This window comes from Hymenobacter sp. M1-2 (assembly GCF_057808495.1).
Window position 1 is genome coordinate 444,828 of record NZ_JBTYZO010000001.1, and the last position, 25,457, is coordinate 470,284.

The following is a 25,457-nucleotide window of genomic DNA, read 5'->3' on the forward strand; positions in this document are numbered from 1 at the left end:
ACCCATTTTCTCAGCTGACGAACTCTATGAACCGCAAATACATAGCCCAGGAAACCCTGGACGCGCTAGAACGCGGTAGCTACAGCACCCCCGAAGGTGAACTCCGGGAACTGGCTGCTTGGCAACGAGCGGCCGAGCGAGGCAGTGTGCTACACCGGCCTGCCGATGTGCCGCAACTGCTTCAGCCGTTTGAGCAGCCCGCGGGTGAGCCGGCTGAAATTCGGGTGTACCAAGCCACTACGCTGGAAGCCGTGACCAAACTGGCCGCGGAATTCGAGCGAGTAGGATGCCTGAACTTTGCTTCGGCGCGCAACCCTGGCGGCGGCTTTTTAGGCGGCAGTCAGGCGCAGGAAGAAAGTTTGGCGCGCTCTTCGGGCCTGTATCCCTGTTTGGTGCAGTTCCGGGAGATGTACGACCACAACACCAACACTGCCCGCACCGGCCTCTACAGCGATTATGCCATCTACTCGCCCGGCGTGCCCGTCTTCCGCGACGATGTCGGGAAGTGGCTGCCGCAACCGTTACGAGTGGATTTCATCACCTCGCCGGCCGTTAACGCCGGAGCCCTTAGCCGGAACAACCCCGATCTGCTGCCGCAATTGGTGCCTACCATGCAACAACGCATTCGGCAGGTGCTAGCCATAGCGGCCCAGCACGAGTGCGAGGTATTGGTGCTCGGTGCCTGGGGCTGCGGCGTGTTTCAAAACGACCCGCAGCAAATAGCCAGCTTGTTCGCCGAAGCCTTGGCCGAGCCCGGCATCCGTGGCCGGTTCCGCCGCCTCGACTTCGCCATCTTCGACCCTAAGCCGCCACATCCCACGCTTGAATGCTTCAAGCAAGAGCTGCAAAGTCTGGGGGGATAGTCTGCCGTTCTAAGCAATGCGAAAGACCTAATGATAATTGACACGCGCTTCATCTTAGCAAGAAAAGGTCCTTCGCTCAGCTCAGGATGACAGGTAAAACAACATCAGCAACGCGGAGACGCGAAAGGTCGCGACTCTGCAACTCTCTCAATTCTCATGTCTCACATCTAATTTTAACTTCTTGGGAAGGCGGCTGACCACGTAACGGCAGCCGTCGGCCGGGACGGCACCGGGCGGCGCAATCACGTGCTAGCTCGCCGTTCCAGACCAGCTGAGCCGCTGTTTCGGTGCCGTAGGCGGGCGTTACTTCGTGGTTGTTTTCAGGTGTTGCGCGGTGCGCGGCACTGCGGGTTCGAATCCCGCGCCAGAGCGGCGGCTTCGGTTGGAAAACGTACGCCAGCCGCTCGTTGCCCAATTGGTGGTTTCAGCTGGAAAAAACACCCTGCCGGGTGTCGTCGGAAAGCATTTCTTCGGGTCATACGTTCGAATCGTATCAGTCCGCTCGCGCAGTGCGAAGTGGGGTGTAGCTCAGTCTGGTAGAGCAGAATGGCTTCGGCCACTGTTTTCCACCTTTTACCCCGGCAGATAGTTTCGCTTGATTTCCAAACGGGTGCCGTAGTCAGCCTTACTTCGCATCCCTACTGCCCAGGTCGTGGGTTCGAGTCCCACCGGCAGCCGCAAGGCTGGCCGTAGCTCAGTTGGTAGAGCAGGATATAGTGGCTGGCGCTTGTTGCCCCGTCCGGAAATCAAGTCATAGTACCGCATGGGATGCCGTAGGAAGGCGATACTTCGGAGTAGTTTCCCACAAGGAAGTGCAGGTTCGAATCCTGCCTCGCGACTCACCAGGCCGCGAGTGGCGAAATCTGGTAGACGCGCTGCTAAACATGCCTCCGCATGTTGCTCCCATGCTATTTTGCCCTTGTACGGGTGTCGTAGTCAGGCCATACTTCGCACTCTTAATGCCCAGGTTGCAGGTTCAAGGCCTGCTGGTGGCTGCTTCGGCAGCAACTGTAGCTCAAATTGGTAGAGCAGGTTTTTGGAGGCCTGGCGTTAGTTGCCCCGTACCAAAGTAGGTAGACATTAGTATTGAGTACTAAGACCTAATCTAACAACTTAAAACAGCGGATTTGATAAGGTCTAACTACTCAGTACTTACGTCTCACTTCTTACCTGACCGGTGCCGTAGCGAAGCCTTACTTGGTTTAGATCGATGGGGTCGTGGGTTCGAGGCCCACCTGCCGCGAGGCAGTAGCTCAGTTGGTTAGAGCACATATGTGGGTTTCGTGCTTGTTGCCCAATCAGGTTGTAGGGAAGGAAAAGAGGAGGTGTCGTAGGATAGCCTTACTTCGTTCCGATTAAACTCAAGCGGCTGTTCGTTTTTCACCCTTCCCGCTCTTTTCTCTTCTCTGGATGCCGTAGGCCCGCGCTACTCCGACTTTCCTCGTTGGGCTGTACGCCCGTTGCGCGGGCCGCTTGTTGCTCCAGAGTTTGGGAAGAGAACAACCATAATTGTCAGCAGCATGTCGGTGGCAGCCGTGCTGGAATGCTGGTTCGACGTGCGCCACGCGGCCCCAAATGCTGCCGGCGTCCTGACGTCAGTGGGCGGCGACCCGTCAGCCCGCCGAAAAGCGGGCAGACGGGCAGACGTCGGTGAGTAGAAGCCGGTCCGATATTGCCAAAAGCTGCCGAAACAGAATACTCCCGAAAAAACCAGCACATCAGCACATCAATACATCAGCACAGCAACCCATCAAGAAACCAGCACATACATAAAAGAATCAGCACATCAGCACATCAAAAAATCAGCACATCAAACAACTAAACTCATGGCCTCACAACTACGTGGCAACGACTTGCGGCAGCTCGGATTTCCCGAAGGCCGCGCCATTGGCTTAGCGCTGGCCCAGTTGCAGCGCAAGCATCTCAAAAAACTCTCGCAAACCGACCAACTGGCTCTGTTAAAAAGCTTGCTGAATGCTCCCAACGATTTTCTGACCCACCTCGACTGGAGCCATACGGCAGCAGCTCTGTTGCCTCCGCCCAACCGGCACATTGCCCTGGCACCGCGTAAAGACTACGCCGTGTTCGGGCCCGAGTACATCGAGCAGGGTGCCATCCATCAGATGGAAACGGCCATGAAGCTGCCCGTCACGGTGGCTGGGGCCCTCATGCCCGACGCCCACCACGGCTACGGCCTGCCCATCGGGGGCGTACTGGCCACCGACAACGCCGTGATTCCCTACGCCGTGGGCGTGGACATCGGGTGCCGAATGGCGCTGTCGGTGTTTGCGTTGCCGCCCAAGCACCTGGAGCAGCGGGTGCAGGAGCTGCGCAAATTGCTGATCGACAATACCCGTTTCGGCAACAAGCAAGGCTTCGTACGCGGCCAGAAAATGGACCACGCCGTGCTGGACCGGGACGAGTTCCGCGACATCGGCTTCCTGCGCAACAAGCAAGCCACGGCGGCCGAACAGATCGGCACGTCGGGCGGCGGCAACCACTTTGTGGAGTGGGGCGTGGTTGACATCACCAACCCAGCTAATGAGTTGGGCGTGCCGGTAGGCCAGTATCTGGGGCTGCTTTCGCACTCTGGTTCCCGTGGACTAGGCGCGAGCGTAGCCAACCACTACACCAAGCTCGCCAAAGACGTGTGCCAACTGCCCGCCGAAGCCCAGCACCTCGCTTGGCTTTCGCTCGACTCCGAGGCCGGGCAGGAATACTGGGCCGCCATGAACCTGGCGGGTGACTTCGCTTCGGCCTGCCACCACCAGATCCATCAGCGCTTAGCTAAAGCCCTAGGTGAGCGGCCGTTGGCGAAAGTGGAAAACCACCACAACTTCGCCTGGAAGGAGCGCCTCGCCGATGGCCGTGACGTGATAGTGCACCGCAAGGGCGCCACGCCGGCCGGCGAAGGTGTACTGGGCATCATCCCCGGCTCCATGACGGCTCCCGGCTTCATCGTGCGTGGGCGGGGAGCGGGGGCTTCGCTGTCGTCGGCTTCGCACGGGGCGGGCCGGGCCATGTCGCGCACGCGGGCCAAGCAGGAGCTAGGCGAGGCGGAAGTGAAGCGCTACCTGCAACAGCACAACGTAGAGCTGATTGGTGGCGGCGTCGACGAGGCCCCGCAGGCCTACAAGGACATCCATGCCGTGATGCAAAGCCAGCAAGAACTAGTTGATGTACTTGGCTCGTTCACGCCGCGCATCGTACGGATGGAAGGCGGCGCTTAAGTAGTGAGACCTTAGAACCGAGAAGGTAGATGTAAGGCAGTCTTTTGTTCAGCAGATGATTATGCAAAACATCATGCACGGTTATTTTTGGGTTACTACTTAAGCATTGAGCACTCACACATAAAAAAGCCCGAACGAATTGTTCGGGCTTTTTTATGTGTGAGTGCTCGACTACTAGGAGCTTCTAGGCTTTAGGGTTAGGCCATGAAGCGGCGGCGGTGCCGAAAGAGCCTGAGACTGCGGCCGTGGCCACCATCAGAGGAGGAGAGACTCCGGTCATCGGGGCTAGTGGAAGAGGCTAGCTCGTCGATAACGGCTAGGGATGATTGGGTGAACAGCCCATTGGCTAGCAAAAGAAGGGCTAGTGCCGTGGTGGGCAAGGAAGAAGCGGGGGCAGTAGGTTCCATACGAATGTGGGAATTCGAGAAGTGAAAAAATCAATGGAACCTGAAGCAGGTGTGGGCCGCAGGTAAGAGAGAAAAAGAGCTGTTTTTAGAGGTTAAGCCGCCTCTATAGGAAGCGGCTAGAAAGCAAATTAAGAAGTAAAAGGGAATAGTGCAGATACCTACGTTAATTAATCTGAACACGGATTTAATAAAATACTAATGCCCCTTGATTACTGCATCACTAGTCCACTATCTGAATTAAAAGCTGCTATAACGCGGCAAAGCCCGCCACCGACGAATCGGGACGGGCTTGTAGGCTATAACAGCCGCCGTATGATTAGTTAAGCGCGGCGGCGCTGGTCGTGGAGTTTCTTTAAGCCGAAGCCGACCCCGGCAGCCAGCAGCAGAGAAGCACCTCCGTCGATGGGCACGGCTGTGGGGTCAGGGCTGGTTCCGGGGCCACCGGAGCCAGGATTTTGCGCTTGTACTAGGTTGAATCCACCCGCGAGCAGGAACAGGCTAGCTGCAGCTAAAGTCAATCGGAGAGTAGTGGCGATGCTTTTCATGCTGTAAATATGCTGAAGACAAATGAGAACCAACAACTATTTGGCCTCTATAATGCACACTTAACGTACACTAAACATGCGAGGCCGAATAATTACTCAGCTATGCTACTCTATTACCAGACGTTTGTTGACGTTGCCTTGGGTGGTGCGCAGACGTAGCGTATACACTCCTTGGGCCATGCCTGTGAGTGAGAAGGGACGGACTTCGGTGGAACTGGCCGGCAAGGTAGCGCGCCGCACAATCTGGCCGAGCGAGTTCAGCAATTCCACCTCAGTAGCCTGACGAGCCAGAACGGCGGGCAAGCTGATGGATACGGTTCCGCGAGCAGGGTTCGGGAACACAGACACCTGCTGGCTGAGCGCCGCCGAGGCAGTAGCCAAGATACGCTGTTGGGTTAGCAGCAGCGTAAACCGGCCCGTAGTGGCGCCTGGCACCAGTTGGAACGAGTACTCCGGCTGCGCGGCCAAGTCTACCACGCTACCAGTTTGGGCGTCGCGGAGGTAGGCGTAAGTACCGGCGGGTAGGTTGAGCAGCTCCGTGGCGCGGAGCGTGTGGGGGCCAGCCTGTTGGGCCGCTACGTGCAGAACTACAACCCGGTCGGTGGCGCCAAGCGCGGGCAGCGCGTTTATGGCAAGTTGGGTGGTAGCATTCAACTCCGAGGCCAGCACGGGTGAGTTGCCCGCCAGCAGTTTATAAGCGTCCAAGTTGGCATCAAAGCCGGTGGTAGCGCCTTGCTCGAAATACACCACTGTTTCGTCGGCGGCGCCAGTTGTGGCCCGCAGGTCGAGGCGCACGAGTGGGCTGCTGGTGCTACGCTGGAAGATAGGGCTGGCGTAGGAGGTCAGGCGGGCGTCGTTGGCAAAGGACACTTGGCCGTTGCTGCTGCCCGGCGTGCTCACCCGCACAAAGAAGCCCTGGCCCGAGCCAATAACGTCGGTACCGCCGTTGGTGCCGGTGCCGTTGGCCACGTAAGCGGAGTAAGTGCCAGCATACTGACCCGTGGAGCGGTACACGTACACGGCCGCATCTACGTTGGTGCGGCTCACTAAATCCCAGTCAATCGGCGAAGGGTAGGGGTTGCCGAGTAGCTGCCAGCCGGATTCGGTCTGGGTGCCACGGCTGAGGCCCCCGGCCGTCTGCGGGCCGTTGTTGAGCGTGCCCACAAAATCCACTGTCTGCGAGCCGGGAATGTTGACCGTGTAGCCGCGCGTTACCGTCAGAGCATCGTCCGTGGAGCTGGGAGAGAAGAAGCCTTTGTCGAAGTCCTGCGGGATTGGGTTGCCGCTGGTGTTCACGCGAGTTTCATCGTAGCCAAACACCGTGGGGAAGGGCCGGACGGTACTGGGATTGGCGGCCGTGTTGTAAGCGGGGTTCACGGTGGGCGCGAAGCCGCTAGTAGCCAGATCCGCGACGGTCGAGCCGCTCACGGGCGCCGAGTAATGGCGGTAGCCGGGGCCGTTGTTCAAGCTTGGGTCGATGTAGCGCTGCACGGTGGCGCTGCCCGTTACCGTACCCCGAACATTGACCACGTGAGCAGTGCCGGTGGCGTTGGAGAGCAGCGTCAGATTGCCATTCGAAGCCAGATTCCCAGTGAGTTCCAGTACGCGCTGCACCTGCACCGGACCAGCGGCCGTAACGCCGGCGGGGCCAGCGGTGAGGTTGTTGAAGAAGGTGGTAGTGCCGCTGATAGTCTGGGCTGTCGTGCCCGTGAAGGCAACGGTCCCCGTGCCGCTGCCCAGCGTGGTACCGCCATTGTTGGTGAAGTTGCCGCTCACGTTGAGCGTGCCGCCGTTGGCCGTAGTCAGGGTAGCGCCCGAGGCCAGCGTGATGCTGTTGACGGGCTGAGTTGAACTCACTACCGGATCGTTGGCAACATCCGGAATGGTGACGTTATCGGTAGCGGTGGGCACCTGCGCCGGAATCCAGTTGCCGGCCGTAGCCCAATCGGTGCTTACGGCGCCCGTCCACGTCAGGCCCGTAACCGGAGCAGTGGGCGTGAGGAAAGCCGCCAGCCCGCTCAGGTTGGTGCCTTGACCAATGAGGCCTAGCTGGTTAAACGAGCCCGTGCTGAGGTCCACTTCCCATAGCGACTCGGTGCTGAGACCAGCAAGAGCCGCGGCCGCGAAGGCGGAATTAACCGGAGCGGCCGGATTCGACAGGTCGGAGTAAATATCAAAATCCACTCCAGTAGAGCTATTAACGCTCAAGCCTGAGCTGCCAACTACTTCGTTGGCGCCGGTATTGGGGTTGGTGAACCGTACAACTTGGTTCTGGCTCAGATCATAGCCGTAGAGCGTGGTGCCAGTGGCTGGGTTGTTGTCGTTGTTGGTGTAGGCAGCCGCTACCAAGGCGCGACCTGTAACGCCATCTACCGTTACGGCACCATCGGCGGGGTTCACGCGGTAGTTGTTGCCATTCGAGCCAATAATGCGGATACGGTCGGCGGCGGGGTTAAAGTCGAAGCCGATACCCGAAGCAACGCCGAGCGAGTATGAACCCGGGCCCCCAACTGCTGTCAGAGCGCCAGTGGTCAGATTCAGGGTGTAAAGCTGGCCTTGGCTGGCGGTAGCATTATAGCCTAGGGCGTAGAGGTTGCCATCGAAAGGACGGAAATCAACCCCAACTAGTACCTGGGAACCATCGGCTGGCAGACCCGTGATATTAACGGCTGTCCGAATGTTATTCGGACGGGAAGAATCAAAGGAAATCAGATTGCCGGCGGCAATACCGTAGAGCAAGCGCCCTACCAGAGCCGGCTGCGTGAGCGGCGCAATGAGGGCCGCTACGTCGCGCACTGGAATGCCCAAACCAATAGCGCCCGCTGCTGACGCGGCCGCCGAGCTGGGGTTGAGCGTATAGAGCGTACTGAATGTAGAAGGCGAGGCGCTGGAATTGGTGTTCGACACCAAGAAGCCCAGGTTGGTTTGGGTTGCCGGATCGAAGAAGAAATCCAGGTCGTTGGTGCCGCCGCTGCCGGGCAACAGACCCGTAGACCCTACCGCAGTGAGTTGGCCGGCGTTGGGGTTGGTTTGAATGAAAAGCTGGTTGCGTACCTCATCCAGATCGTAGAGTGTGGTGCCCGTGCTGCCCGCGTAGGAATTGGTGTAGGCTACGGCCCCAATGCTAGGCGCACCCGTGGCACCGGCCACGAAGTTGAGGTCGCCGTCGGTAGCGGCAATAGCGCCGTTGTTGGGGTTGAGGCGGTAGTTGCGTCCGTTCTGGCCCGTCACCCGAATCCGGTCCACAGTAGGGTTGAAGTCGAAACCAACGGCGTTGAGGGCGGCAGTAGTATTGCCCAGGTCAAGCGCGACGGGCCCTGCTCCTACCGCCGTGGCTACGGCCGTGGCTAGGTTGATGGTGTAAAGCCGCGCCTCCCCGGTAGTTTCATTGTAGCCCAGGCCAAAAAGCTGGCCGGTGTTGGGGCGGAAATCAGTGCCTACTAGGGTTTGGCCTGCCGCAATGCCCGTGATGCCTACGGCGGAATTGATATAGTTTGGCGTCCCCGAATAAAATGAAAGCAGATTATTGTTGGAGCTTACTGCGTACAGCTGTTGCCCACTCGGCGCTGGGGCGGTCCGGTCAATGCCGAAGGCAATGTCAGTGATGGACACCCCGAGTGTGCCGCTGCTGAGCAGCGAAGCATTACCCGTAGCCAGATCGAGCGTGTAGAAGCTGGTTGCAGCGCTGGTAGTTACGGCCAGCAAAGTTGTCTGCGCGCGCGATGCTGGATCAGTGTAAATGTCGAAGTCGGTTTGGTCGGTGAGGTTGAGCAAAGCCAAGCCCATTCGGGTGATTGGTATGCCAGCAGTCAGCACCCCATCGTTGGGTGGGCTCTGAATGTACAGCGTCGAGCGGCTCTCGTCGATGTCGTAGAGCGTGGTAGTAGGGCTGGCGATATAGGAGTTCGTGTACGCCACGGAGCCCACGGCCGGGTTATCGGTGGAAGACGCCGGAAACTTTATGGAAAGGTCAGTGGCGGCCAGGGTGCCGTTATTAGGATTAAGGCGGTAGTTGGTATCGTTGCTGCTCGTAACACGAATTCGGTCTACGGTCGGGTTGAAGTCGAACCCGATTTGTTCGTTGCTGTTGCCTAGGGCCAGAGCCAACGTGCCGCCCACGGCGGTAGCGGCACCGCTGGTTTTATTGATGGTGTAGAGCTGCGCCGTGCCGGCGCCGTCGTAGCTGAGGGTGAACAGCTCACCCGTAGCGGGGCGCGAGTCGAGGCCAACCAGCGTTTGGCCGGCGGCCACACCGGTAATAGGGGTGGTAGCAGGGGCGATGCCACTAAGCAGCGAGGTGAAGGAAGAGGTGGCGAGCACCGTGCCACCTTGCGCCAGGCCATATACAGTTTGGGCTTGCGCGGTTGGTGCGGCAGCGAATAGGCCCAGACCAACGGCGAGACCTAGCAGCCGGCGGTTAAAGGGTGGAAACGGAGAGCGTACGGGTGTTTTCATCACGGGAAATGGGGCTTAAAATGCGTTGAGTATGGAGAAACCAACGGCATCAGATTACACCAAATCCTAAGCTGGGCCGTGGGCCCAAAACGTACGGTAACTGAACCAGAAATGGATTGCCTAAATCCGTTAAAAATTCTTGATAAAAGGCTTGGTACATAACCGCGGTAAGTCTGCAACCAGCCTTCGCCATTCGCGTTTGGGACCGGCCTATTTTCGTTTGCCCAGCCTTGGTCAGTGGCTTTATTCCAACACTATTTCTGGAAAGAAGAAGTACAGTTGCCGTTCCTCTGAGTGGGGCAAAATATATAGACGATGATATTAGTAGGCTCAAAGTAAAACTAGGTCGAACTCTGGCTTCTTTGGCAATAGAGCTAGTTTTATGAGCGAATTTAGGACGGCTTATAAAGCCTAGCGTCGAGCGAAAATGATAATACCATAACCAAAAGGGGTATGATTTCCGTAGAAGGCGTTCATCAGGCACCAGTAAAACGACCTCAACAACTTACTCACTACTATGAAACAGACGAAAAAAACTCTGGCGACTGGCGTATTCGCCCTCCTGTTTGGTGCCGCGGCCGCTCTCTCTTCCTGCTCTACCACGGGCTCTGCCTCGGGTACTACTAGCGGCTCGACCAGCGGCAGCACCCCTACCACCGGTGGCAGCACCAGCGGCTCGACTTCCGGCTCCAGCACCAGCGGCAGCACTACCAGCGGCACCACGTCGGGCACTACTAGCGGTAGCACTACCTCGGGTACTACCAGCGGCACCACGTCGGGTAGCACCACCACAGGCACTACTAGCGGCAGCACTACTGGCGGTACTACCAGTGGCACCACTAGCGGCAGCACTACCCGCTAATCAGACTCAAACGAGGGCTTCTATCCTCGTTTTACAACTAAGCCCCGGCTGTTCCATAGAGCAGTCGGGGCTTTTGCGTTACAATAAGCTTGGTTTGTACAGGCTAGCTATGAGCTTGAATGTTGCCTGTTAGACTCCTTAACTGAAAGAGAATCCGTTTTATTCAGGTAGTAACCAAAGGTTATTGTTCTCTCTTTGCCGCTGTAATCGACACTAGCACAGTAGTTGCTACCTTGCGCAGCATCAATCATATTAATCTCCTTTCCCATGAACAAGAAACGTACGACTCTTTTAGCCTTAGCCTGTGCCGTAGCCACTACTCTGGGCGCGTGTTCCCAGACCAAAACTGAGGAAGCCAGTGCAGAAACTTCTGCGCAAAGCGCCACAAACGCCGAGTCCTCGGACACTGATACCAAGGTGGAGACGGAAGGCACCAGTATTGAGAGCGATAGCGAGGGTACCGCCGTCATTAATAGCAGCGCGGAGGAGATTACCATCAATGGCAATAACTCAGTGCAGACAAAGGAGTGTAATGGGCAAACGGTACAAGTGTTCGGCAGTGGCAATAAGGCCACTTTCACCGGCACCTGCGAGGGCTTCTTTATCGTGGGCGACAAGAACGAAGTGAGCCTCGAAAACGTGAGCTCCATTCAGGTAACCGGTAGCAATAATATTGTGCGGTGGAGCGGTGCAGAGCCCAAAATCACGAACATAGGCAAAGGCAACACCATTGCGAAAGCCAAGTAAGTAAATCCTTGAAGAGCTCCACGCTGCGCTCAAGGCGAAGCACATTTCAGTAGAGCATCACAAGATAAAACAGAGCGCCGCCTTGATTTCCAGGGCGGCTCTCTGTTTTTTAGCTGCCCATGGTACAAGACAAGCAACTTCCACCTCTGCCATAAGTGACTAACTTTAGCGCAGTCTGCACAGGCAGATCAAGGAGGTAAGATGTAGTTGCCATAGTATCATGAATTAGTATAACCAACTTTCAATGAATCTACAGAAAGAATTACAAGTTGCATTAGCACAAAAAATGTCTATTTCCACACTAGTAGAAACGCTAAGACAGTTTAAAAATGATGACGGGCAACAACAAGAAGCTTTGGAGATTTTAGAGCATCTTAGGTTAAAAGCACGAGAGGATACGGAGGAAGACATTGTTTTAGAGCTATTAGATATTGTAACAGGATTTTGTTCGTCACATCTTAAAATCTGGCATTAAATTAGAAACAAGACGACGGTTGAGGGCATGAAGCGACCTCAAGTCGGACGTAATACAGCGCGGTATAAGCAATAAATATATTATGCTCTTTTTCAAATAGATTAGCGCTGTTTGTAAAAAAATAATTTACGGAATAGGATAATATTTTATAGAGGTTTAGAGTTTCATCTCAAATAGCTGTGAAGCTACGGTCTTAGAACAAAGAGTCAACCAAGATACTTTTACTGACCGTACTCAGTGAGGGCATAGAGTCAACAATCGTCTACTAGTCTGTTCCAAATCATCGAAACCAGTTATGTGGGGAATGCAACCTTGGGATAATGACCAGGCCGCCGACTGGTTTGGGCGGCTACTAGAAACATCAGCGTTGCCGGAGCGTGTGCGCGCCACGTTGCAGCTAGCAGAATCTGAACCGCTTGATGAAGAGCACATCCCTTTGTTACGCGCCGCTGCATACTGCTTGCTACAGTTTGGACACGTGTACGTCTGGCCAATTGAGGATTTGGATGCTGACTTAGCCCGCGCAATACGAGCTTTACAACTCGTGGCGCAGGACAAAGAATACTGTTACAACGAGGAAGTGCGCGCGGTGGTAGAAGCGGAGCGTCACGCGTTGCAAGTGCGTTTGGATAGTATTGCGTCCCGATAACAATGAGGAATTCGCCCGCCTCAATGGCTTTGATTATCAACGCTAGGAAGAGTTTAGGTATCGTGTTGCCCGGCGCTCTTGTTGACTTATGGCGTGAAACGAATGGCATGATGTTTCCTGGATCGGGAGTTGTTTTATATAGCACCGAAGACATTGCTGAAAGAAACAACACATATGAAGTCTTTGTATACGCACCCGAATTGCTCCTCATTGGTGACGATAGTGGTGGAGCAGGATTTTTTATGAAAGCCTCTAGCGAAAGCAAAGAGGTTTTGAAACTAGACGTTGGGGCAATTGGTGCAGCAGAAGGTAAAGTTGTAGCGACAGATCTATTGTCTTGGGTGGCTCAAGGATGTTCTTAATGAATCATTAATCGGGCTGAGTCTAGGCTACTGCGTGCCTTACTATCTTGATTGTATATCTTTCCACAAAGCGCGTAACATTCAGTAGAGCCCTCCGAGCATCAGTTTAATTTCAAACTCATGTGGTGCAAGCATATACAGGGCTTAGGCTACACGCCCACACTGATGCGAAAGTCACATAAAATTAAGATGTATTAGATATGGGATTAGAGTTAACGGAGAAGTTCTCTGATACTATATGGCTCCAGGAAAATGCCGAGCAAGTAAAACAAATTATTATTAAGCTATCTACGTTCAGTAAGCAGGCCGAGGAGAAAGAATTTTGGCTTAAGGATTTATCGGGTAGTGGCGGTTGGGAATATGACGTAAGAATATTCTTGACTCAGAAGAATTTACTAATAGAAGTCAGCAGCTTCAGCAAATCCTTTTCGATAGATGTAAGGTTATTGCACGAAGCTCTCCAGGCAAGTACACTCGTTTCCTTGATAGATACTGATGGGGAAGAGTGTCACTTTAGGTAATTAGGACACGCTGAAACAGTAGAAACGTGATAGCCGTTCGCCGCTGCACGGACAAGCAGACTAAAAGCCAGAATAGATAATGAAGGCAGCGCATCTCTTGGAACATGGTTATTAGGAGAGAAGGCAATAGGATACTTCACTGTGTATGTTATTGCAAGCGGCGTAAGTAAACAATGAAAAAACTCAACAGATTAAGGCATTAGCGGAAGCAAAAATCGCGTCAGCAGATCCAGTTGTGGTGATGGATGTGTTGCTGACTATCACCCATACAATCAACGATTGGGCATGGGTACAGGACCAGTGCCTACGACTCGTATTCAGCCCAAACGAAGAGGTGCGCGGACTGGCGCTTACCTGTTTAGGACATGTTGCCCGAATTCATTCCATGTTAGACACGCAGAAAGTGCTGCCGGTGCTCCATCGCATCATTGCGCAAGACGCAGCAGTGGCTGGGAGGGCCCAAGACGCGCTAGATGATATAGAGTTATTTGTGAAGCACCCTTTACGATAGCCTGAAATGGAAAGAAGTTCTTTTTTGGATAGTTATATCATAAAGCAGCGTGATCTGACGGCAGCTTTATTAAGTGCGCTTGGTGATAGACTTACTTATGCGGAGATGTATACGAGCGCGTGCACGATGGCTGAAGAGAATATAGATCTTGCTCTGTTGATAATGATTCAGGCCGTTATTCATGCTCCAGTTCATATGGATGAGACAATTAGAGATAGTATATTTTTGTGGGTGCGCAATGAAGGAAATCGGAACACATATACGTATTTAGTGGAGCTTTCGCGAAATAGCTACCGTACAGAACTCACGGAGTACCTAAATGAAATGCGTAACTCGCTGGCCTGGAAATATGAACAGCTAGGAATAAGTTTGGAGTAGATATTTGCTTTAATATTCGCCTCACACATAAATAAACGGATCGTAGGTAATAAATACCAAACAGCTTTGCTTATGCACTCAGATTTCGTATTGCCTATCAGAAATATTGGTGAGGATGGATGGCGAGAAAAACTTCAGCGCTACTTAGAGAATTTTGATATCGTTTGCGTGGGGGTAGAGCTTGAGCGATTATCTGCTCTTGAAAAAGAGTTGAATCTTGCTTTGCCAGAAGATATGAGGCAATACCTTATCTTCTTCGGTGGTATAGAAAGCGCTGACTTTATGTATGGCTTGAAGCCAGTGGGGGAGTGGCAATTACTGTTTGCTGCAAATTTCAGCTTCGTATCGTGGCACTACAGAATGTACGAAGTTAGGACCATGGTCTACTTTGCCGAGAGTCCCGGTAACGACCCTCTGTGCTTTGATAAAGATTCCGGAGAAATTTACTTGTTCTCGCACGACCCGATACAGAAAGCGAGGGTGTTTGCAGATTTCAACCAGTACCTGTTATTCGAATTGATGGAAACAGAAAAGCTGCTTCGTGGCGGCCTCGAAGAAGACTACGAAAAACAATTAAAGCAGAAGTATTTATCTGGTGAGGGCATAGATTATGCATTCCGAGATATGAAACTATAAGCACACGAAGCTTTTGCTACCAGGACCGGCTGACAGAAGATGATGCCCAATGTCTCTTGGACGCTACTGACAGTAGAGCACGTTCTCACAAGTCGGTTTTAGTGGTTGTGCTGTGGGCAGCGGGTGCCTCTGCGGCTACGCATAAGCTTACTTTGGGTGGATTGGTAATTGATAGTTGAGACATGAGTGTTTTACATCTTGCTTTCCGTCCTTCGGCTGAGGAGCTACCCTCCTACTTTGGCGGGCTGCCTTGCCTGGCTGCGGATACAGAGTGGCCGCTTTGCCCCACCACACAGCAGCCGCAATTGCATCTCCTGACGCTGGGGCCGGGCTTCTTCTTCACGCCCACTATCGCCGAAGGCTACGTTATATCGGTGTTCGTGTCGTTTGACCACGAGCAAGGAAGCCGTAACCTGACCTTGCCTCGGGAGTTTGCTATCAATTTGGAGGAGCAGGCCGCTAACGCGACCCGAGGGTTTTGCCGGGTGCTGTTGCACAAGCCCGCGCCAACCCCGTCGGTGCCACCATCTGCGCAGTACTTGGCCTTACCGCCGAGTCTGATAGAGCGCAACCCATTCTCAGCGCAGGAAATGGAGGAAGAAGTGGCTACGCTCGGACGGGGTTTGGAGGTGAGCAAGTTCGGCGGGATTCCCGGGTGGTTGCAAGACGACATCTGGCTCGGGCCGAAGTTTGGCTACCTGCTCCAAGTAAACGAGTACGACATCCCGGCTATTAGCCCCGGGCACGAAGGCATATTTCTGGGTGGAGTGGGATATCTGTTTCTGAATCACAACTCCCGCAAACTGGTGGGGCCTTGCGAGGCGGGTTGCTTCTTTATTCAGTTTACTTGATCAGCTAGCTTCCTGCCGCTTAGTACTGGCAGAGCAGTATAGCTAGGAGTAAGAGTTGCAGGACTGCCCAGCATGTTTTGGTTCAGCAGATACTACGGTGCCTCGCCACGAACGGGGCAGCCGGTCGTGGCATGATATCTAGTGCCTATCTGCGGCTTCTTTTGTGGTGGCTTCTTTCGTGGTGGGTGGGGGAGGCGGCATGTCCATGAGGCGCGTGTTGTGCATGACTTTGATGAGCCACTGGCCGTTGGCTTGCTTCATCACCGTCCAGTTCAGCAGAAACTTTAGGAGGGGGACGGCTTGGCCATCCGGCGTTATGCCGCCCGTAACCTCCGAACGCACATCCACAGCCGCTATATTGGGGGTGAGGAAGCGCACCTTGGTATCCGTTACTTTCTGCGCCCCATTCTTATACATGACGGTTAGCACAGGCACGTGAAACTCCTCGATCTTGGCGCGTCCGTGCGCCGACATGCCATACCAGTTAGTGAAATCGGCATCCTCGGCAAACGTAGCCCCAAATGCTTTTACATCGTGCGCGTTGAAGGCCTTATTGAAAGCCACGACGAGCGAGCGGACGGCCGTTTCGTCGGCCGCTACGGGAGCGGTGGTTTGGGCCTGTGCCGCGAGCAGTAGCTGAAAGTTTAGTAGGAAGAGGAAAACAAGTTGTTTCATGGTTGTTCAAAGTCGAGGTACAAAGAAAAGTAAGGGTGCAGAATTGGTAAAGTCTGAACAAGCAGTGCCGCCGATGCTGGAGCTGACGCCTGGCTCAGAGAAAATACTTGGCTAGTCGTCTTGATGCGGTTATCTCCACGCTTGCGCGCCTTGGCTCAGCAGTCGAGTCATCTGGGCTTGCAGAGCGACGTGGTCGGCGGCGGTCTGCGCTTGCAGGGCGCGCAATGCGGCTTCCGTCTGAGCCGACTTAGCTTTAAGCTGCTCAATCTGGGTTTGCTGCTCCTGCACGGCGCGCACGAGGGGCACCACAAACTGGCTATAGCCCAACCCGTAGGCGTCGCGCGCGGTGGCCGGGGCGTGCACCCCATCGAAGGTAAAGCCCAACGCCTGCGCGGCCTGCTCCACCTCTTGCGCCAGGAAGCCCGTGTGCACGGGGGCGGCGGCATCGGTAGTGAAAGCGGGCAGTACGCCAGTGCGCTGGAAAGCCTCTTGGCGAGCTGCATCGAGGCGGTAGGTTACGGGGCGCAGGCGCTGGATAAAGGCCAGGCCGGGCACATTGGTCTGTACGTCGTACTTGAAGCGCGCATCCGAGGTCACCGTTAGCCCTACCTGGCAGCGCAGGGTGGTGATCAACGTGTTGCCGAGCTGAACACTGTTGCTGGCGAAAGCCACGGCCGTGCTGCCCAGGGCCGTGGTGTTGGTCAGGGCGCCAGTGGCTGGGCCGCTGTCGTAGCCCACGGCCGTGTTACCGATGCCGGTCGTGGTGACGTAGCCGCTCTGAAAGCCAACGAACACGTTGCCGGCACCCGTCGTGTTACGGTAGCCGCTCTGGTAGCCGCTGAACTGGTTGAAATTGCCGGTCGTGTTGCTGTAGCCGCTCTGGTAGCCGCTAAACAAGTTGCCGCCGCCACCCGTGTTGCTGTAGCCGCTCTGGTAGCCGCTGAACTGGTTACCGCTGCCGGTCGTGCTGGCGTAGCCGCTCTCGCGCCCGATAAAGAAGTTGAAGTCGCCGGTTGTGTTACGGTAGCCGCTCTGAAGGCCAATGAACAGGTTATTGGTGCCGGTGGTATTGGCATAGCCGCTCTGGTAGCCGTCAAACAGATTGTTGTTGCCGGTCGTGTTGGCGTAGCCGCTTTGGTAGCCGCTGAACTGGTTAGCGCCGCCGCCCGTGTTGGCCTGCCCGGCCTGGTAGCCCACAAATTGATTTTGGGAGCCGTCAATAACGCTTGGCTGGTTAACCTGCCCGGCCTGGTAGCCAACGAAGACGTTCCGGCCGGCCGTGTTCTGGCCCAGGTTGAGCCCGCCATCGGCCCGCACGCCTACGCCCACGGCGGTGCCAATGCTGGCCCCGGAGCCGGTCAGGGCTTGGGCTTGCAGGTTGAGGGCTTGGGTGGCGGTGTGGTTGCCCAAATCATCAGCACTCGGGTTGAAGAAGGTCCAGCCGGCGGTGGCGGCGAAGTACCAGAAGCCGGGGCGGGCACCGTCGGTCTGGTAGACGAGCAAGCCGGTGGCGGGCGCGGCAATGGCCGTGCGTTGGGCCGCCGTCAGGCGCGGGACGAGCAGGCCCTTGTCGGTGGACACCACATCCAGCGCGGCCGAGGCGGCGGGGGCCGTCGTGCCCACGCCCACGCTTTGGGCGCGGGCGGAGTAGCTACCCAGGAAGAGCAGGGCCAGCAGCCCTAGCCGGGGCCGGGAAGTAAAGAACAGTCGCATGGCAAGGAAGAAAAGGGTTTCTAGAAAAGCGCGCGTGAAGAATTGCCGCGGCGGCTACTCTACCACGCAGCGCCCGCCGAAGCTGGCCGTGGCGGTGATGTAGCGCAGCAGATAGGCCCCGGTGGCCAGGCCGGCCAGCGGCACTTCGCCCTGGGCGCGCCCATCCACGGCGCTGGTGCGCACTACCCGGCCCACCATATCCAGCACCTGTAGCGTGCCCTTCCCGGCCGGGCCGGTGTAGAGGTAGGTTGCGGTTTGCCCCGTTGCTACGCGGGTGGGGTACACCACGAAGCCCGCGGCCTGCGCTGTGAGGGCCACGGTGCGCAGCGGCGAGTAGGTGAAGTCGCCGTTGAGGTCGGTTTGGCGCAGGCGGTAGTAGAGCAGCGTAGCGCCGACCGGCAGCCGGGTATCGAGCAGGGTGTAGTCGTGGCGGGCGGCGCTGGTGCCCGCCCCGGCCACGGTGCCCACGGCCAGGAAGCCGCGCCCATCCAGACTGCGCTCCACCGTGAAGCCGGCGTTGTTTGCTTCCGAAGCCGTGGTCCAGCGGAGGCGCACGGCCGCCGGCCCCTCGGTCTGGGCCGTGAAGTCGAGCAGACTCACGGGCAGCGGATTGCTCGCGTTGCTCACCGTGAAGCGGTTGAGCACAGTGGCATTGGTACTGATGCTGCGGCTGCCGGCGTTGGTGGCGTCGCCCACGGTCGCCCAGGGCGCCCCGGCGGCGGTTTGCTGCCACACGCGGGCCTGCGAGAAGCCGGCCAGGCCGTTGTCGTTGTCGGGCAGCCAGCTTAGTGTGAGCTGGGCGGGGGTAGCGGGCGCGGGTTGGTTGTCGGCCGCCACGGTCCAGAGGCGGTCGATGCCCTGCGCGGTGCCGCCCAGGTTCTGGCCGAAGCTCACGTCGGCCGTTAGCAGGCCCGCCGTGCGGGTGATGGCCACCGTGCCAAGGTTGTTGCCCTGCGGGGCGAGCACCACGCCGTGGCCGAAGTCCACGGCCGCGCCGCTCACGGCGGTGCGGGTAATCTGGAGAGCCCCGAGTACGTAGCGCCCCGGAGCCTCGCCCGCGAGGGTAGCGCCATTGGGCAGGCGCAGCGTGTGCACTGTGCTCCCCGATTTGGTGTTCACCAGCCCGTTGCTGAGCTGGAGCAGGTTGCTCACGGTCAGGTCGCCGGCCAGGCGCAGCAGATTAGCGCCGGCGGTGGGCTTGTTCACTTCGAGTTGGTAGAGCGTGGCGCCGCCGGGTGTCAGGAGCTGGTCGGTGGGGCCGCTGAAGGTGACGCGGCTGGTGCCGGGCTGCACCGTGCCGGTGTTGGTGAGGTCGCCGCGCACTTCCAGGGCGCCGGTGCTCAGGTTGAGGGTGCCGGCATTGGTGAGAGGACCATCCACGCGCACCGTCCCGGCGTTGGTGAGCGTGCCGCCCGCCGCGTTGCGCAGCCCGCCGCTGCCCACGTAGAGGACGGCGTCGGCCGGTACCGTCAGCACCGCGCCGGCGTTGGTGAGGTCCTGAGCAAAAGCGGCGCCTGGCAGGAGCAGGGCGCTCAAAGCAGAGTAGATAATCGGAGTTTTCATAGGCAAGGTTGACTATGGTGGTGGCACTTAAGCGGAGGTGTTCGGTGGGGACTTTTTCAGCCCCACACCACTCCGTCGGGCTTATTATCAGGCATAGAGGAAGGAGCGGCGACAAGGACAGCCGAAAGCTTGCCAGTTGACGCAACGCTACGAAACTACCGGCCGGGCCTGGTAGCTGCCGGTCTAATCGTCCGGCGACAAGGCACCATAGACAAACGACATCTGCCCGACGATTAACAACTCGCCACGTGGCTGCCTAACCAGCAGCCTCCAGTGGTTGGTAAGTCGTATTGGCTGTTGATAATCAGAGTTGTAGTAGATGATAGGGCAATGGGCCAGGCAGAAGCCGACGGTAGACTATCTGCTTGTGAGGCAGTGACGGGAGCTACTCGCTGGGGAGCACCAGAAACTAGGTTAGGGTACTGGTAGCGGGGCCGCAAGCAGTATGAACCATACTGGCCATGCTCGATTGTCTCGTGAACTATTATGTAATATTCTACTAATATTTTAGAAAAAACCATAGATTACTGCCGAGTTAACCTTAAACCCCATACACAATGGCAAGAGTATCGAACAACATTATCACCCAGGGCCTGAGCGGCACAATTGGGGGCACGCTGGTATTCCGGCAGGTAGGAGGCAAAACGATAGTGTCGGCCGCGCCGCGCGAATCGGAGAAAGCCCCAACGGCGGGGCAGCAGGCGCACCAGGAGCGGTTTCAGCAGGCCACGCTCTATGCTAAGGCGCAGATTCGCGACGCGGCCAGCAAAGCGGAGTACGAGGCGGCCCGCACCGATGGTGGTGCCAATGCCTACGCCATCGCGGTAGCCGACTTTATGCAGGCACCCGATATCCGGGAAGTGGACCTGAGCGCCTACACGGGCCAACCCGGCGACGCCATTCGGGTGCGGGCGACGGACGATTTCAGGGTGACGGGCGTAACGGTGCGTATCGAGAACGGCGACGGCACGCTAGTAGAAGAAGGCCGCGCCACCGCCGACGCCAATGGCCTCGACTGGCGCTACACCGCCACGACCAGCAACGCCAGCCTCGACGGCGACAAAATCACGATAACGGCCACCGATAAGCCCGGCAACCGCAGCACCAACAACCGGACGCTGTAGCACCGATTGGCTCGCTTTCGTACTATTTCGCGCCCTCGCTGGCTATGGCTAGCGGGGGCGTTTTCCGTATAGGCACCGTATAGGCACTCCTTAAGCAGTGCGAAAGCGGGTGAGCGGAAAAATGCAAACAGCCGCTCCGGGTTCCGGGGCGGCTGTTCGTTGTTTTGGGGGATGTATTGATCCTCTGAGTCGAGCTTCTAACTACTACTGACAGACTACTATCTACAGTACTGCTAGCACCTTTAATACAGTGTAGTGAGCTTGCGCGTGACGGAAGTTAGGGCCAAACGTATATTCAGTGCGAAGGCGTACCCGTAAAGAATCGCCGGGGCGAAGGTTAACACGGCCGTCGTGAAAGTCATCTAGCCAAGGAGTGTCAGTAATGCGTGCGGAAATCATTTTACCACGTAGTAGAAAATCCCACATCGATTCGCCAAGAAAGTCTACACGCTTGATTTTGACGATGTATTCGTGTTCGGTTGTCTGAGTATCCTCGATGGTGAGGGATTGGATGTTAGCTATATTGAAATTAGGATTGAGGCTAGCATTACCTACAGCAGAGCGATATTCAATATAATCCTGCGGTGCGAGCGGTGCTACGGCACGCGTGATACTTTCAATAAAGTCAGCTAGGCGGTCAAGAGGAACTTGACCTGGAATAAGCAGCGAGTTGAATTGAGCAGCTTCGGCTAACGCTTGTAGTTCAACTTGGGCATTTTTCAGCTCTTGTGAATTGTTTAACTCGCTTCGGTTTTCGAGATACTTAAGCAGCCAATACTTGCCCTTGAGTAGAAAATGACCAACTAGCTTTTGCCAGTCGAACTCCTTTATAGCTTCATCAGGTATTTGCCGTAGAAAAATCGCCAGTTTAGCTCGCAGTGAACCAACCTCAACATCATCGAGAAGCAGTTCTACACGAAGGTCAGTATCAACAGTCTGAGCTAACAGGTCGTCAAGCTTCCCAAGTACTACAATTAGGTCAGCTAAAGACTTGAAAACTCTTTGCGGTGAACCGCTTTGTTTCTCGAAAGAAGCGTATAGCTCAAATTCAGCTATTAAAATGTTAGGAGCAACCATATACTTGCTGTAGAGGCATGTATTGAATTAGGCTGCTTCATCAACTAGCCAATCAAACGCATACTCTTTACACTCTGAAGTGATTAGAGGTGATAGCCGAAATGTGCATAGCATAAGTAAGTGGCTATACAGTGTACGAGTTCGTAGCTAAAGTGGAATATAGGACAAGTAACTGGACCTTACTACTGTTCTTCACGCCACATACGCGCCTTCCGACGTCTGACGCAGCAGGGCAAGGGCCGCCAGAGTTGCCAGCAGCGGCTCCACTTTCGCGGGCTTTACGCTCTTGAAGCGGGCGGCTACCTGAGCTGCCGTCAGGGGCTGGCCGGCTTGCTGGAGGGCGTCGCGCAGGGCCTGCATCTGCTGGGCCAATTCCTTGGGGAAGCCAACGGGCAATAAAGAATTAGCAACGAGTAGTTGGTCGGCCTTGGCCGTCGTCAGCTCATTGTTCATTGATACTTGTTCATTGCTCATTGAACCCGGCGCCTGGTAGGCGGGACGGAGGTAGCGGACGTGGCCGGCTTGCTCTTCGCGGGCGCGCTCGTGGTTGAGGCGCACGAGGCGGGTGAGGAGTTCGGCATCGGGCAGGTCGGCGGGCCAGGCGTAGGCTTCGGCCACGGCGGTGTCGAGCTGCTGGTGCAGGCTGAGCACGACGGAAGCCAGGCCCTGTTGGTGGACGGTCTGGTCTTTGGCCGTGAGGGGCTGGCCGGCGCGCAGCTTCTCCACCACGTTGTAGAGGTCGGTGAGGGTGAGCGTGGGGTGCTGGGCCTGTTGGCGCTTGCGGTGGGCGTCGAGCTGTTCGGCCAGCTCGCGGATGCGCGCCTGCTGCGCGGGCGTGGCGGCGGGGAAAGGGAATGGGTCGAAGCAGCGAGTTTTGTTGTAGCGGGGTGTATTACCGCCCAAGTCGCCGCCAGATGCTAATGCCCAAACCTGATGTATACTACTAGAAAGCACACCAAGCCAATAAGCATCATCAAGCGCAATAGCAATCAGCATATTATCCGGTAATACACCTGCTTCAAGAAACTGAAATGTTCTGTGCTTGGCGGTTTCAACAGTGGCAATGTATCGTCTCAAGTTCTTTAGTGCAGGGCGGAAGCTGGCTCTTGCCTCGCCAAAAATCCACCAGTTGTCGCGGTAAGAAGCGCGGTTGTTCTGGTCTCTCTCAGGTTTAACCGTTTCATACACGTGTTGATAAACAGCTGGGTATTGCTCCAATACTGTTTTGGAGGACAGACCGAATAAATCGATTATTAAAACGCCTCTCGGCTTATCGGCTAAGTCTTTCCCGTTGCGGTAAGGCATTATATGGTTTTCTAGACCGGGGATACTCCCTAATCCTAACTTAGCGGCGTGGGCAGGAGTAACAATGAATCCGGCGCCATGTAGCTTGACTCCAGGATTCGATAAGCCAGCATTTGCTTTTAGTGGTTTAGCACTATCTAAGTCGGCCCCAATTGTTAAATCAGAGAGGATTCGCCCTTGTAATTCTGCAAAAGACACTTCAGAGGCTTCTTCTCCTTTAGGGACTGTTTCAGTCCGGACTTCAAGCAGTTGCCCAGGAGTTGTTGCAGTAGCGGTTTTTTCAGCAACTGTCATTGCAATTCGTACAGCAGCACCATCATTGCCTTCTACCCAAGGGTGGTCGGGGATGGCGAAGGTGAGGGTGAGCGGCGAGTTTTCGCCCTCCAGGAAGGGCTGCATCACGCGGCGGTTGAAGGTTTGCTTGAGGCTGTTGGTGGTGATGAAGCCGAAGCGTTCGGCGGCGCCCTGCTGCACGGCGCGGGCGGCGTTGTACCACCAGTACATGACGAGGTCGGCCGAGTCGGGCACCTGGCCCTTGTAGGCTTTGCGCAGGGCTTCGGTGTAGCCGTCGCCTAGGGCTTCGCGCATGCGGGCCGGCCCCACAAACGGCGGATTGCCCACGATAAAATCAGCTTCGGGCCACTCGGCGGGCTGGGAGTTGGGGTAGTCTAGCACGGGGGTGCGGGCGGTTTCGTCGGGCACGGGCTGGCCGGTGGCCGGGTGGGTCTTCATCGTGCCGTCCCAGCGCGTGACGGGCTGGCCGTGGGCGTCGAGGCGGGGCTGGGGCGGGTCGTGGCGCAGGGCGGCATCCTGCTGGCGGATGTTCTGGAACTCGTCGAGCAGCGGTTCCCGCAGCTCGGAGGGGCCGTGGGTGCGCAGGTGCCATTGCAGGTAGCCGATGCGCAGCACCACGTCGGCCACGGCGGCGGCGCGCGGGTTCAGCTCCAGGCCCAGCAGCTGCCGGGGCGATACTGTCGTACCGCCGCTGAGGTCGAGCAGGCCGGTGTGGCCGTAGCTGTTGATGGCGGCCAGCACTTCGCCCTCCAGGCGCTTAAGGTGCTCCAGCGTGACGTAGAGGAAATTGCCGGAGCCGCAGGCCGGGTCGAGGATGCGCAGGCTGGTGAGGCGGTTGAGGAAGCGCACCAACTCCTGGCGGGCTTCCTTGGGCTGGCCTTCTTCGAGGCGCCGGGCGGCGGCGGCCTGCGCGGCGGTCCATTCCCGGCGCAAGGGTTCGAGCACGGTGGGCAGTACCAGGCGCTCCACGTAGCGGCGCGGGGTGTAGTGGGCGCCCAGAGCATGGCGCTCCTTGGGGTCGAGGGCGCGTTCGAGCAGCGTACCGAAGATGGCAGGCTCCACGTCTTTCCAGTCGGCTTCGGCGGCTTTGAGCAGCAGCTCTATCTGGTCGGCGGAGAGGAGCAGGGCAGTGGCGTTGTGAAAGATCTTACCGTTGAAGCGCGGCAGGCGCGCTTTCAGCCCCGAAGAGAAGCCGCCCACGTCCATCTTGTGCCAGAGGTCTTCCAGCGCATCGGGCAGCGAGGCCCGCAGCTCCGGGGTGGCGTATTCGCGCAACAGTCCCGTGAAGGAGGCTTTGGGAATCAGCTCGGCATCTTCCGAAAACATGGTGAACAGGCAGCGCACCAGAAACTGCGCCACCACATCGGGCGCGTGCCCCGCCCGTTCCAGCTGCGCCGATATGCCAGCCAAGTAGCCGGCCAGTTCCCGCGTAACGCGGGCGGCGCGGCGGGCGGGGTCCAGGCTGCGCGGATCGAGGAAGAGTTGCCGCAGCATGGTGCGGGTTTCTTCGCGAGCCAGCGCCGCCAGTGGCAGGCGAAACCGCGTTTGGTCGGGAAACGGGATAAAGGAGTCACCGACGCCGGCAAAGTTGCTGTAGATGTCGAGGCAGTAGCCCACGTCGGCCACTATTACGAAGAGCGGGCGGGGTTCCTCAGGCGGTAGGGCACGCACGTAGCCAAGAGCTTGTTGGCGTGCGGCCTGCATCATTTGCTCCCATTTAGCGGAGCCGCGCACGGCATGGCCGTGGCGTCGCTTGATGGGAGTTAGACCCAGTTCACGCCGTAATCCGGTGTAATCCGGTGTAATCCGGTGTAATCCGGTGTAATCCGGTGTAATCCGCGCTAGCGCGGTTTTTATCTACCTCAGACTTAGTGCTTACGCTATCAACCCCCTGTTTTGTTTCCAATACAAAACATCCGCGTTTGTACAAGTCGATGCGGCCGATGCTTTTCTTGTCGCCGTCGTTGAACTGCACGGCGCGTTCGAGCACGTAGTGGTCCTCGGTCGGATTGTCGGTGGTGGGGTTGGGGCGGGGCACGCCCAACAGGTCGCAGAGGTCTTGCAGGAACAGGCCATAGTTGGCCCGTTCCGCGCCGCCGGCCGGGCGCCAGCGGGCTTCAAAATCGGGATAATTCACGGGGGGTAATGCTGAATTATGGATGCTGAATTATGGATGCTGAATTATGGATGCTGAATTATGGATGCTGAATTATG

The 25,457-nt window shown here is 56.8% G+C and carries 20 protein-coding genes; 11 read left to right on the top strand and 9 right to left on the bottom strand.

What is annotated here, in order from left to right:
• The first annotated feature begins 26 nt into the window (after positions 1-26).
• Together ACYSMN_RS01815 and ACYSMN_RS01820 are read left to right on the top strand one after the other, a co-directional pair.
• Complete coding sequence (locus ACYSMN_RS01815; protein WP_488922123.1) at positions 27-863, top strand: TIGR02452 family protein; 837 nt, start codon at positions 27-29, stop codon at positions 861-863.
• Between the two features lie 1,826 nt (positions 864-2,689).
• Entirely contained in the window at positions 2,690-4,093 is a 1,404-nt protein-coding gene (locus ACYSMN_RS01820; protein WP_488922124.1) for an RtcB family protein, read from the top strand.
• 197 nt (positions 4,094-4,290) lie between these two features.
• Here ACYSMN_RS01820 and ACYSMN_RS01825 read toward each other — a convergent pair whose 3' ends face one another.
• From ACYSMN_RS01825 to ACYSMN_RS01835, 3 genes are all read right to left on the bottom strand, one after another.
• On the bottom strand, positions 4,291-4,500 hold the full coding sequence (locus tag ACYSMN_RS01825; protein ID WP_488922125.1) for a hypothetical protein: 210 nt from the start codon (positions 4,498-4,500) through the stop codon (positions 4,291-4,293).
• Positions 4,501-4,820: 320 nt separating this feature from the next.
• A complete protein-coding gene (locus ACYSMN_RS01830) occupies positions 4,821-5,045 on the bottom strand; it encodes a PID-CTERM protein-sorting domain-containing protein (protein ID WP_488922126.1) in 225 nt (74 codons plus the stop codon).
• Positions 5,046-5,150: 105 nt separating this feature from the next.
• Complete coding sequence (locus ACYSMN_RS01835) at positions 5,151-9,500, bottom strand: DUF4394 domain-containing protein (RefSeq protein ID WP_488922127.1); 4,350 nt, start codon at positions 9,498-9,500, stop codon at positions 5,151-5,153.
• A 517-nt stretch (positions 9,501-10,017) separates the two neighbouring features.
• Between ACYSMN_RS01835 and ACYSMN_RS01840 the strand changes: the two genes are divergently transcribed.
• The 8 genes from ACYSMN_RS01840 (at position 10,018) to ACYSMN_RS01875 (ending at position 15,492) form a co-directional block, all read left to right on the top strand.
• Positions 10,018-10,362 (top strand): hypothetical protein, encoded by a 345-nt coding sequence (locus tag ACYSMN_RS01840; protein ID WP_488922128.1) that lies wholly within the window; start codon positions 10,018-10,020, stop codon positions 10,360-10,362.
• Between the two features lie 267 nt (positions 10,363-10,629).
• Positions 10,630-11,109 (top strand): DUF3060 domain-containing protein, encoded by a 480-nt coding sequence (locus tag ACYSMN_RS01845; protein ID WP_488922129.1) that lies wholly within the window; start codon positions 10,630-10,632, stop codon positions 11,107-11,109.
• Between the two features lie 244 nt (positions 11,110-11,353).
• Entirely contained in the window at positions 11,354-11,584 is a 231-nt protein-coding gene (locus tag ACYSMN_RS01850) for a hypothetical protein (protein WP_488922130.1), read from the top strand.
• 304 nt (positions 11,585-11,888) lie between these two features.
• Positions 11,889-12,233: a hypothetical protein gene (locus ACYSMN_RS01855; protein ID WP_488922131.1), complete on the top strand. Its 345-nt coding sequence runs from the start codon at positions 11,889-11,891 to the stop codon at positions 12,231-12,233.
• Positions 12,234-12,256: 23 nt separating this feature from the next.
• The gene (locus tag ACYSMN_RS01860) at positions 12,257-12,595 is read left to right on the top strand and encodes an SMI1/KNR4 family protein (protein WP_488922132.1); all 339 of its coding nucleotides are present in this window, start codon (positions 12,257-12,259) and stop codon (positions 12,593-12,595) included.
• A gap of 1,038 nt (positions 12,596-13,633) precedes the next feature.
• On the top strand, positions 13,634-14,005 hold the full coding sequence (locus tag ACYSMN_RS01865; RefSeq protein WP_488922133.1) for a hypothetical protein: 372 nt from the start codon (positions 13,634-13,636) through the stop codon (positions 14,003-14,005).
• Positions 14,006-14,077: 72 nt separating this feature from the next.
• Positions 14,078-14,641, top strand: coding sequence for an SMI1/KNR4 family protein (locus ACYSMN_RS01870; RefSeq protein ID WP_488922134.1), 564 nt, complete (start codon positions 14,078-14,080; stop codon positions 14,639-14,641).
• A gap of 182 nt (positions 14,642-14,823) precedes the next feature.
• Positions 14,824-15,492: a hypothetical protein gene (locus tag ACYSMN_RS01875; protein ID WP_488922135.1), complete on the top strand. Its 669-nt coding sequence runs from the start codon at positions 14,824-14,826 to the stop codon at positions 15,490-15,492.
• Between the two features lie 138 nt (positions 15,493-15,630).
• Here the strand turns inward: ACYSMN_RS01875 and ACYSMN_RS01880 are convergent, their stop codons facing one another.
• The 3 genes from ACYSMN_RS01880 to ACYSMN_RS01890 form a co-directional block, all read right to left on the bottom strand.
• The gene (locus ACYSMN_RS01880) at positions 15,631-16,167 is read right to left on the bottom strand and encodes an SgcJ/EcaC family oxidoreductase (RefSeq protein ID WP_488922136.1); all 537 of its coding nucleotides are present in this window, start codon (positions 16,165-16,167) and stop codon (positions 15,631-15,633) included.
• A 129-nt stretch (positions 16,168-16,296) separates the two neighbouring features.
• Complete coding sequence (locus tag ACYSMN_RS01885; protein WP_488922137.1) at positions 16,297-17,880, bottom strand: tail fiber domain-containing protein; 1,584 nt, start codon at positions 17,878-17,880, stop codon at positions 16,297-16,299.
• Between the two features lie 54 nt (positions 17,881-17,934).
• Entirely contained in the window at positions 17,935-19,443 is a 1,509-nt protein-coding gene (locus ACYSMN_RS01890; protein ID WP_488922138.1) for a hypothetical protein, read from the bottom strand.
• A 557-nt stretch (positions 19,444-20,000) separates the two neighbouring features.
• Here ACYSMN_RS01890 and ACYSMN_RS01895 point away from each other — a divergent pair.
• Complete coding sequence (locus tag ACYSMN_RS01895; protein WP_488922139.1) at positions 20,001-20,567, top strand: hypothetical protein; 567 nt, start codon at positions 20,001-20,003, stop codon at positions 20,565-20,567.
• A 222-nt stretch (positions 20,568-20,789) separates the two neighbouring features.
• On the opposite strand, the gene ACYSMN_RS01900 is transcribed toward ACYSMN_RS01895, so the two are convergent.
• From ACYSMN_RS01900 to ACYSMN_RS01910, 3 genes are all read right to left on the bottom strand, one after another.
• Positions 20,790-21,644 carry an LAPAL motif-containing putative phage structural protein gene (locus ACYSMN_RS01900; protein ID WP_488922140.1) on the bottom strand — a complete coding sequence of 285 codons (855 nt, stop codon included), beginning with the start codon at positions 21,642-21,644 and terminating at the stop codon, positions 20,790-20,792.
• A 192-nt stretch (positions 21,645-21,836) separates the two neighbouring features.
• Positions 21,837-24,950 (bottom strand): class I SAM-dependent DNA methyltransferase, encoded by a 3,114-nt coding sequence (locus ACYSMN_RS01905; RefSeq protein WP_488922141.1) that lies wholly within the window; start codon positions 24,948-24,950, stop codon positions 21,837-21,839.
• A gap of 67 nt (positions 24,951-25,017) precedes the next feature.
• Positions 25,018-25,380 carry a type IIL restriction-modification enzyme MmeI gene (locus tag ACYSMN_RS01910; RefSeq protein WP_488922142.1) on the bottom strand — a complete coding sequence of 121 codons (363 nt, stop codon included), beginning with the start codon at positions 25,378-25,380 and terminating at the stop codon, positions 25,018-25,020.
• Positions 25,381-25,457: the final 77 nt, after the last annotated feature.

What these genes read in the sequence shown, in the direction of transcription:
- ACYSMN_RS01815 (WP_488922123.1), top strand. Translation starts at nt 27, where the DNA reads ATGAACCGCAAATACATAGCCCAGGAAACCCTGGACGCGCTAGAACGC.
- ACYSMN_RS01820 (WP_488922124.1), top strand. Translation starts at nt 2,690, where the DNA reads ATGGCCTCACAACTACGTGGCAACGACTTGCGGCAGCTCGGATTTCCC.
- ACYSMN_RS01825 (WP_488922125.1), bottom strand. Translation starts at nt 4,500, where the DNA reads ATGGAACCTACTGCCCCCGCTTCTTCCTTGCCCACCACGGCACTAGCC.
- ACYSMN_RS01830 (WP_488922126.1), bottom strand. Translation starts at nt 5,045, where the DNA reads ATGAAAAGCATCGCCACTACTCTCCGATTGACTTTAGCTGCAGCTAGC.
- ACYSMN_RS01835 (WP_488922127.1), bottom strand. Translation starts at nt 9,500, where the DNA reads ATGAAAACACCCGTACGCTCTCCGTTTCCACCCTTTAACCGCCGGCTG.
- ACYSMN_RS01840 (WP_488922128.1), top strand. Translation starts at nt 10,018, where the DNA reads ATGAAACAGACGAAAAAAACTCTGGCGACTGGCGTATTCGCCCTCCTG.
- ACYSMN_RS01845 (WP_488922129.1), top strand. Translation starts at nt 10,630, where the DNA reads ATGAACAAGAAACGTACGACTCTTTTAGCCTTAGCCTGTGCCGTAGCC.
- ACYSMN_RS01850 (WP_488922130.1), top strand. Translation starts at nt 11,354, where the DNA reads ATGAATCTACAGAAAGAATTACAAGTTGCATTAGCACAAAAAATGTCT.
- ACYSMN_RS01855 (WP_488922131.1), top strand. Translation starts at nt 11,889, where the DNA reads ATGCAACCTTGGGATAATGACCAGGCCGCCGACTGGTTTGGGCGGCTA.
- ACYSMN_RS01860 (WP_488922132.1), top strand. Translation starts at nt 12,257, where the DNA reads ATGGCTTTGATTATCAACGCTAGGAAGAGTTTAGGTATCGTGTTGCCC.
- ACYSMN_RS01865 (WP_488922133.1), top strand. Translation starts at nt 13,634, where the DNA reads ATGGAAAGAAGTTCTTTTTTGGATAGTTATATCATAAAGCAGCGTGAT.
- ACYSMN_RS01870 (WP_488922134.1), top strand. Translation starts at nt 14,078, where the DNA reads ATGCACTCAGATTTCGTATTGCCTATCAGAAATATTGGTGAGGATGGA.
- ACYSMN_RS01875 (WP_488922135.1), top strand. Translation starts at nt 14,824, where the DNA reads ATGAGTGTTTTACATCTTGCTTTCCGTCCTTCGGCTGAGGAGCTACCC.
- ACYSMN_RS01880 (WP_488922136.1), bottom strand. Translation starts at nt 16,167, where the DNA reads ATGAAACAACTTGTTTTCCTCTTCCTACTAAACTTTCAGCTACTGCTC.
- ACYSMN_RS01885 (WP_488922137.1), bottom strand. Translation starts at nt 17,880, where the DNA reads ATGCGACTGTTCTTTACTTCCCGGCCCCGGCTAGGGCTGCTGGCCCTG.
- ACYSMN_RS01890 (WP_488922138.1), bottom strand. Translation starts at nt 19,443, where the DNA reads ATGAAAACTCCGATTATCTACTCTGCTTTGAGCGCCCTGCTCCTGCCA.
- ACYSMN_RS01895 (WP_488922139.1), top strand. Translation starts at nt 20,001, where the DNA reads ATGGCAAGAGTATCGAACAACATTATCACCCAGGGCCTGAGCGGCACA.
- ACYSMN_RS01900 (WP_488922140.1), bottom strand. Translation starts at nt 21,644, where the DNA reads ATGGTTGCTCCTAACATTTTAATAGCTGAATTTGAGCTATACGCTTCT.
- ACYSMN_RS01905 (WP_488922141.1), bottom strand. Translation starts at nt 24,950, where the DNA reads ATGATGCAGGCCGCACGCCAACAAGCTCTTGGCTACGTGCGTGCCCTA.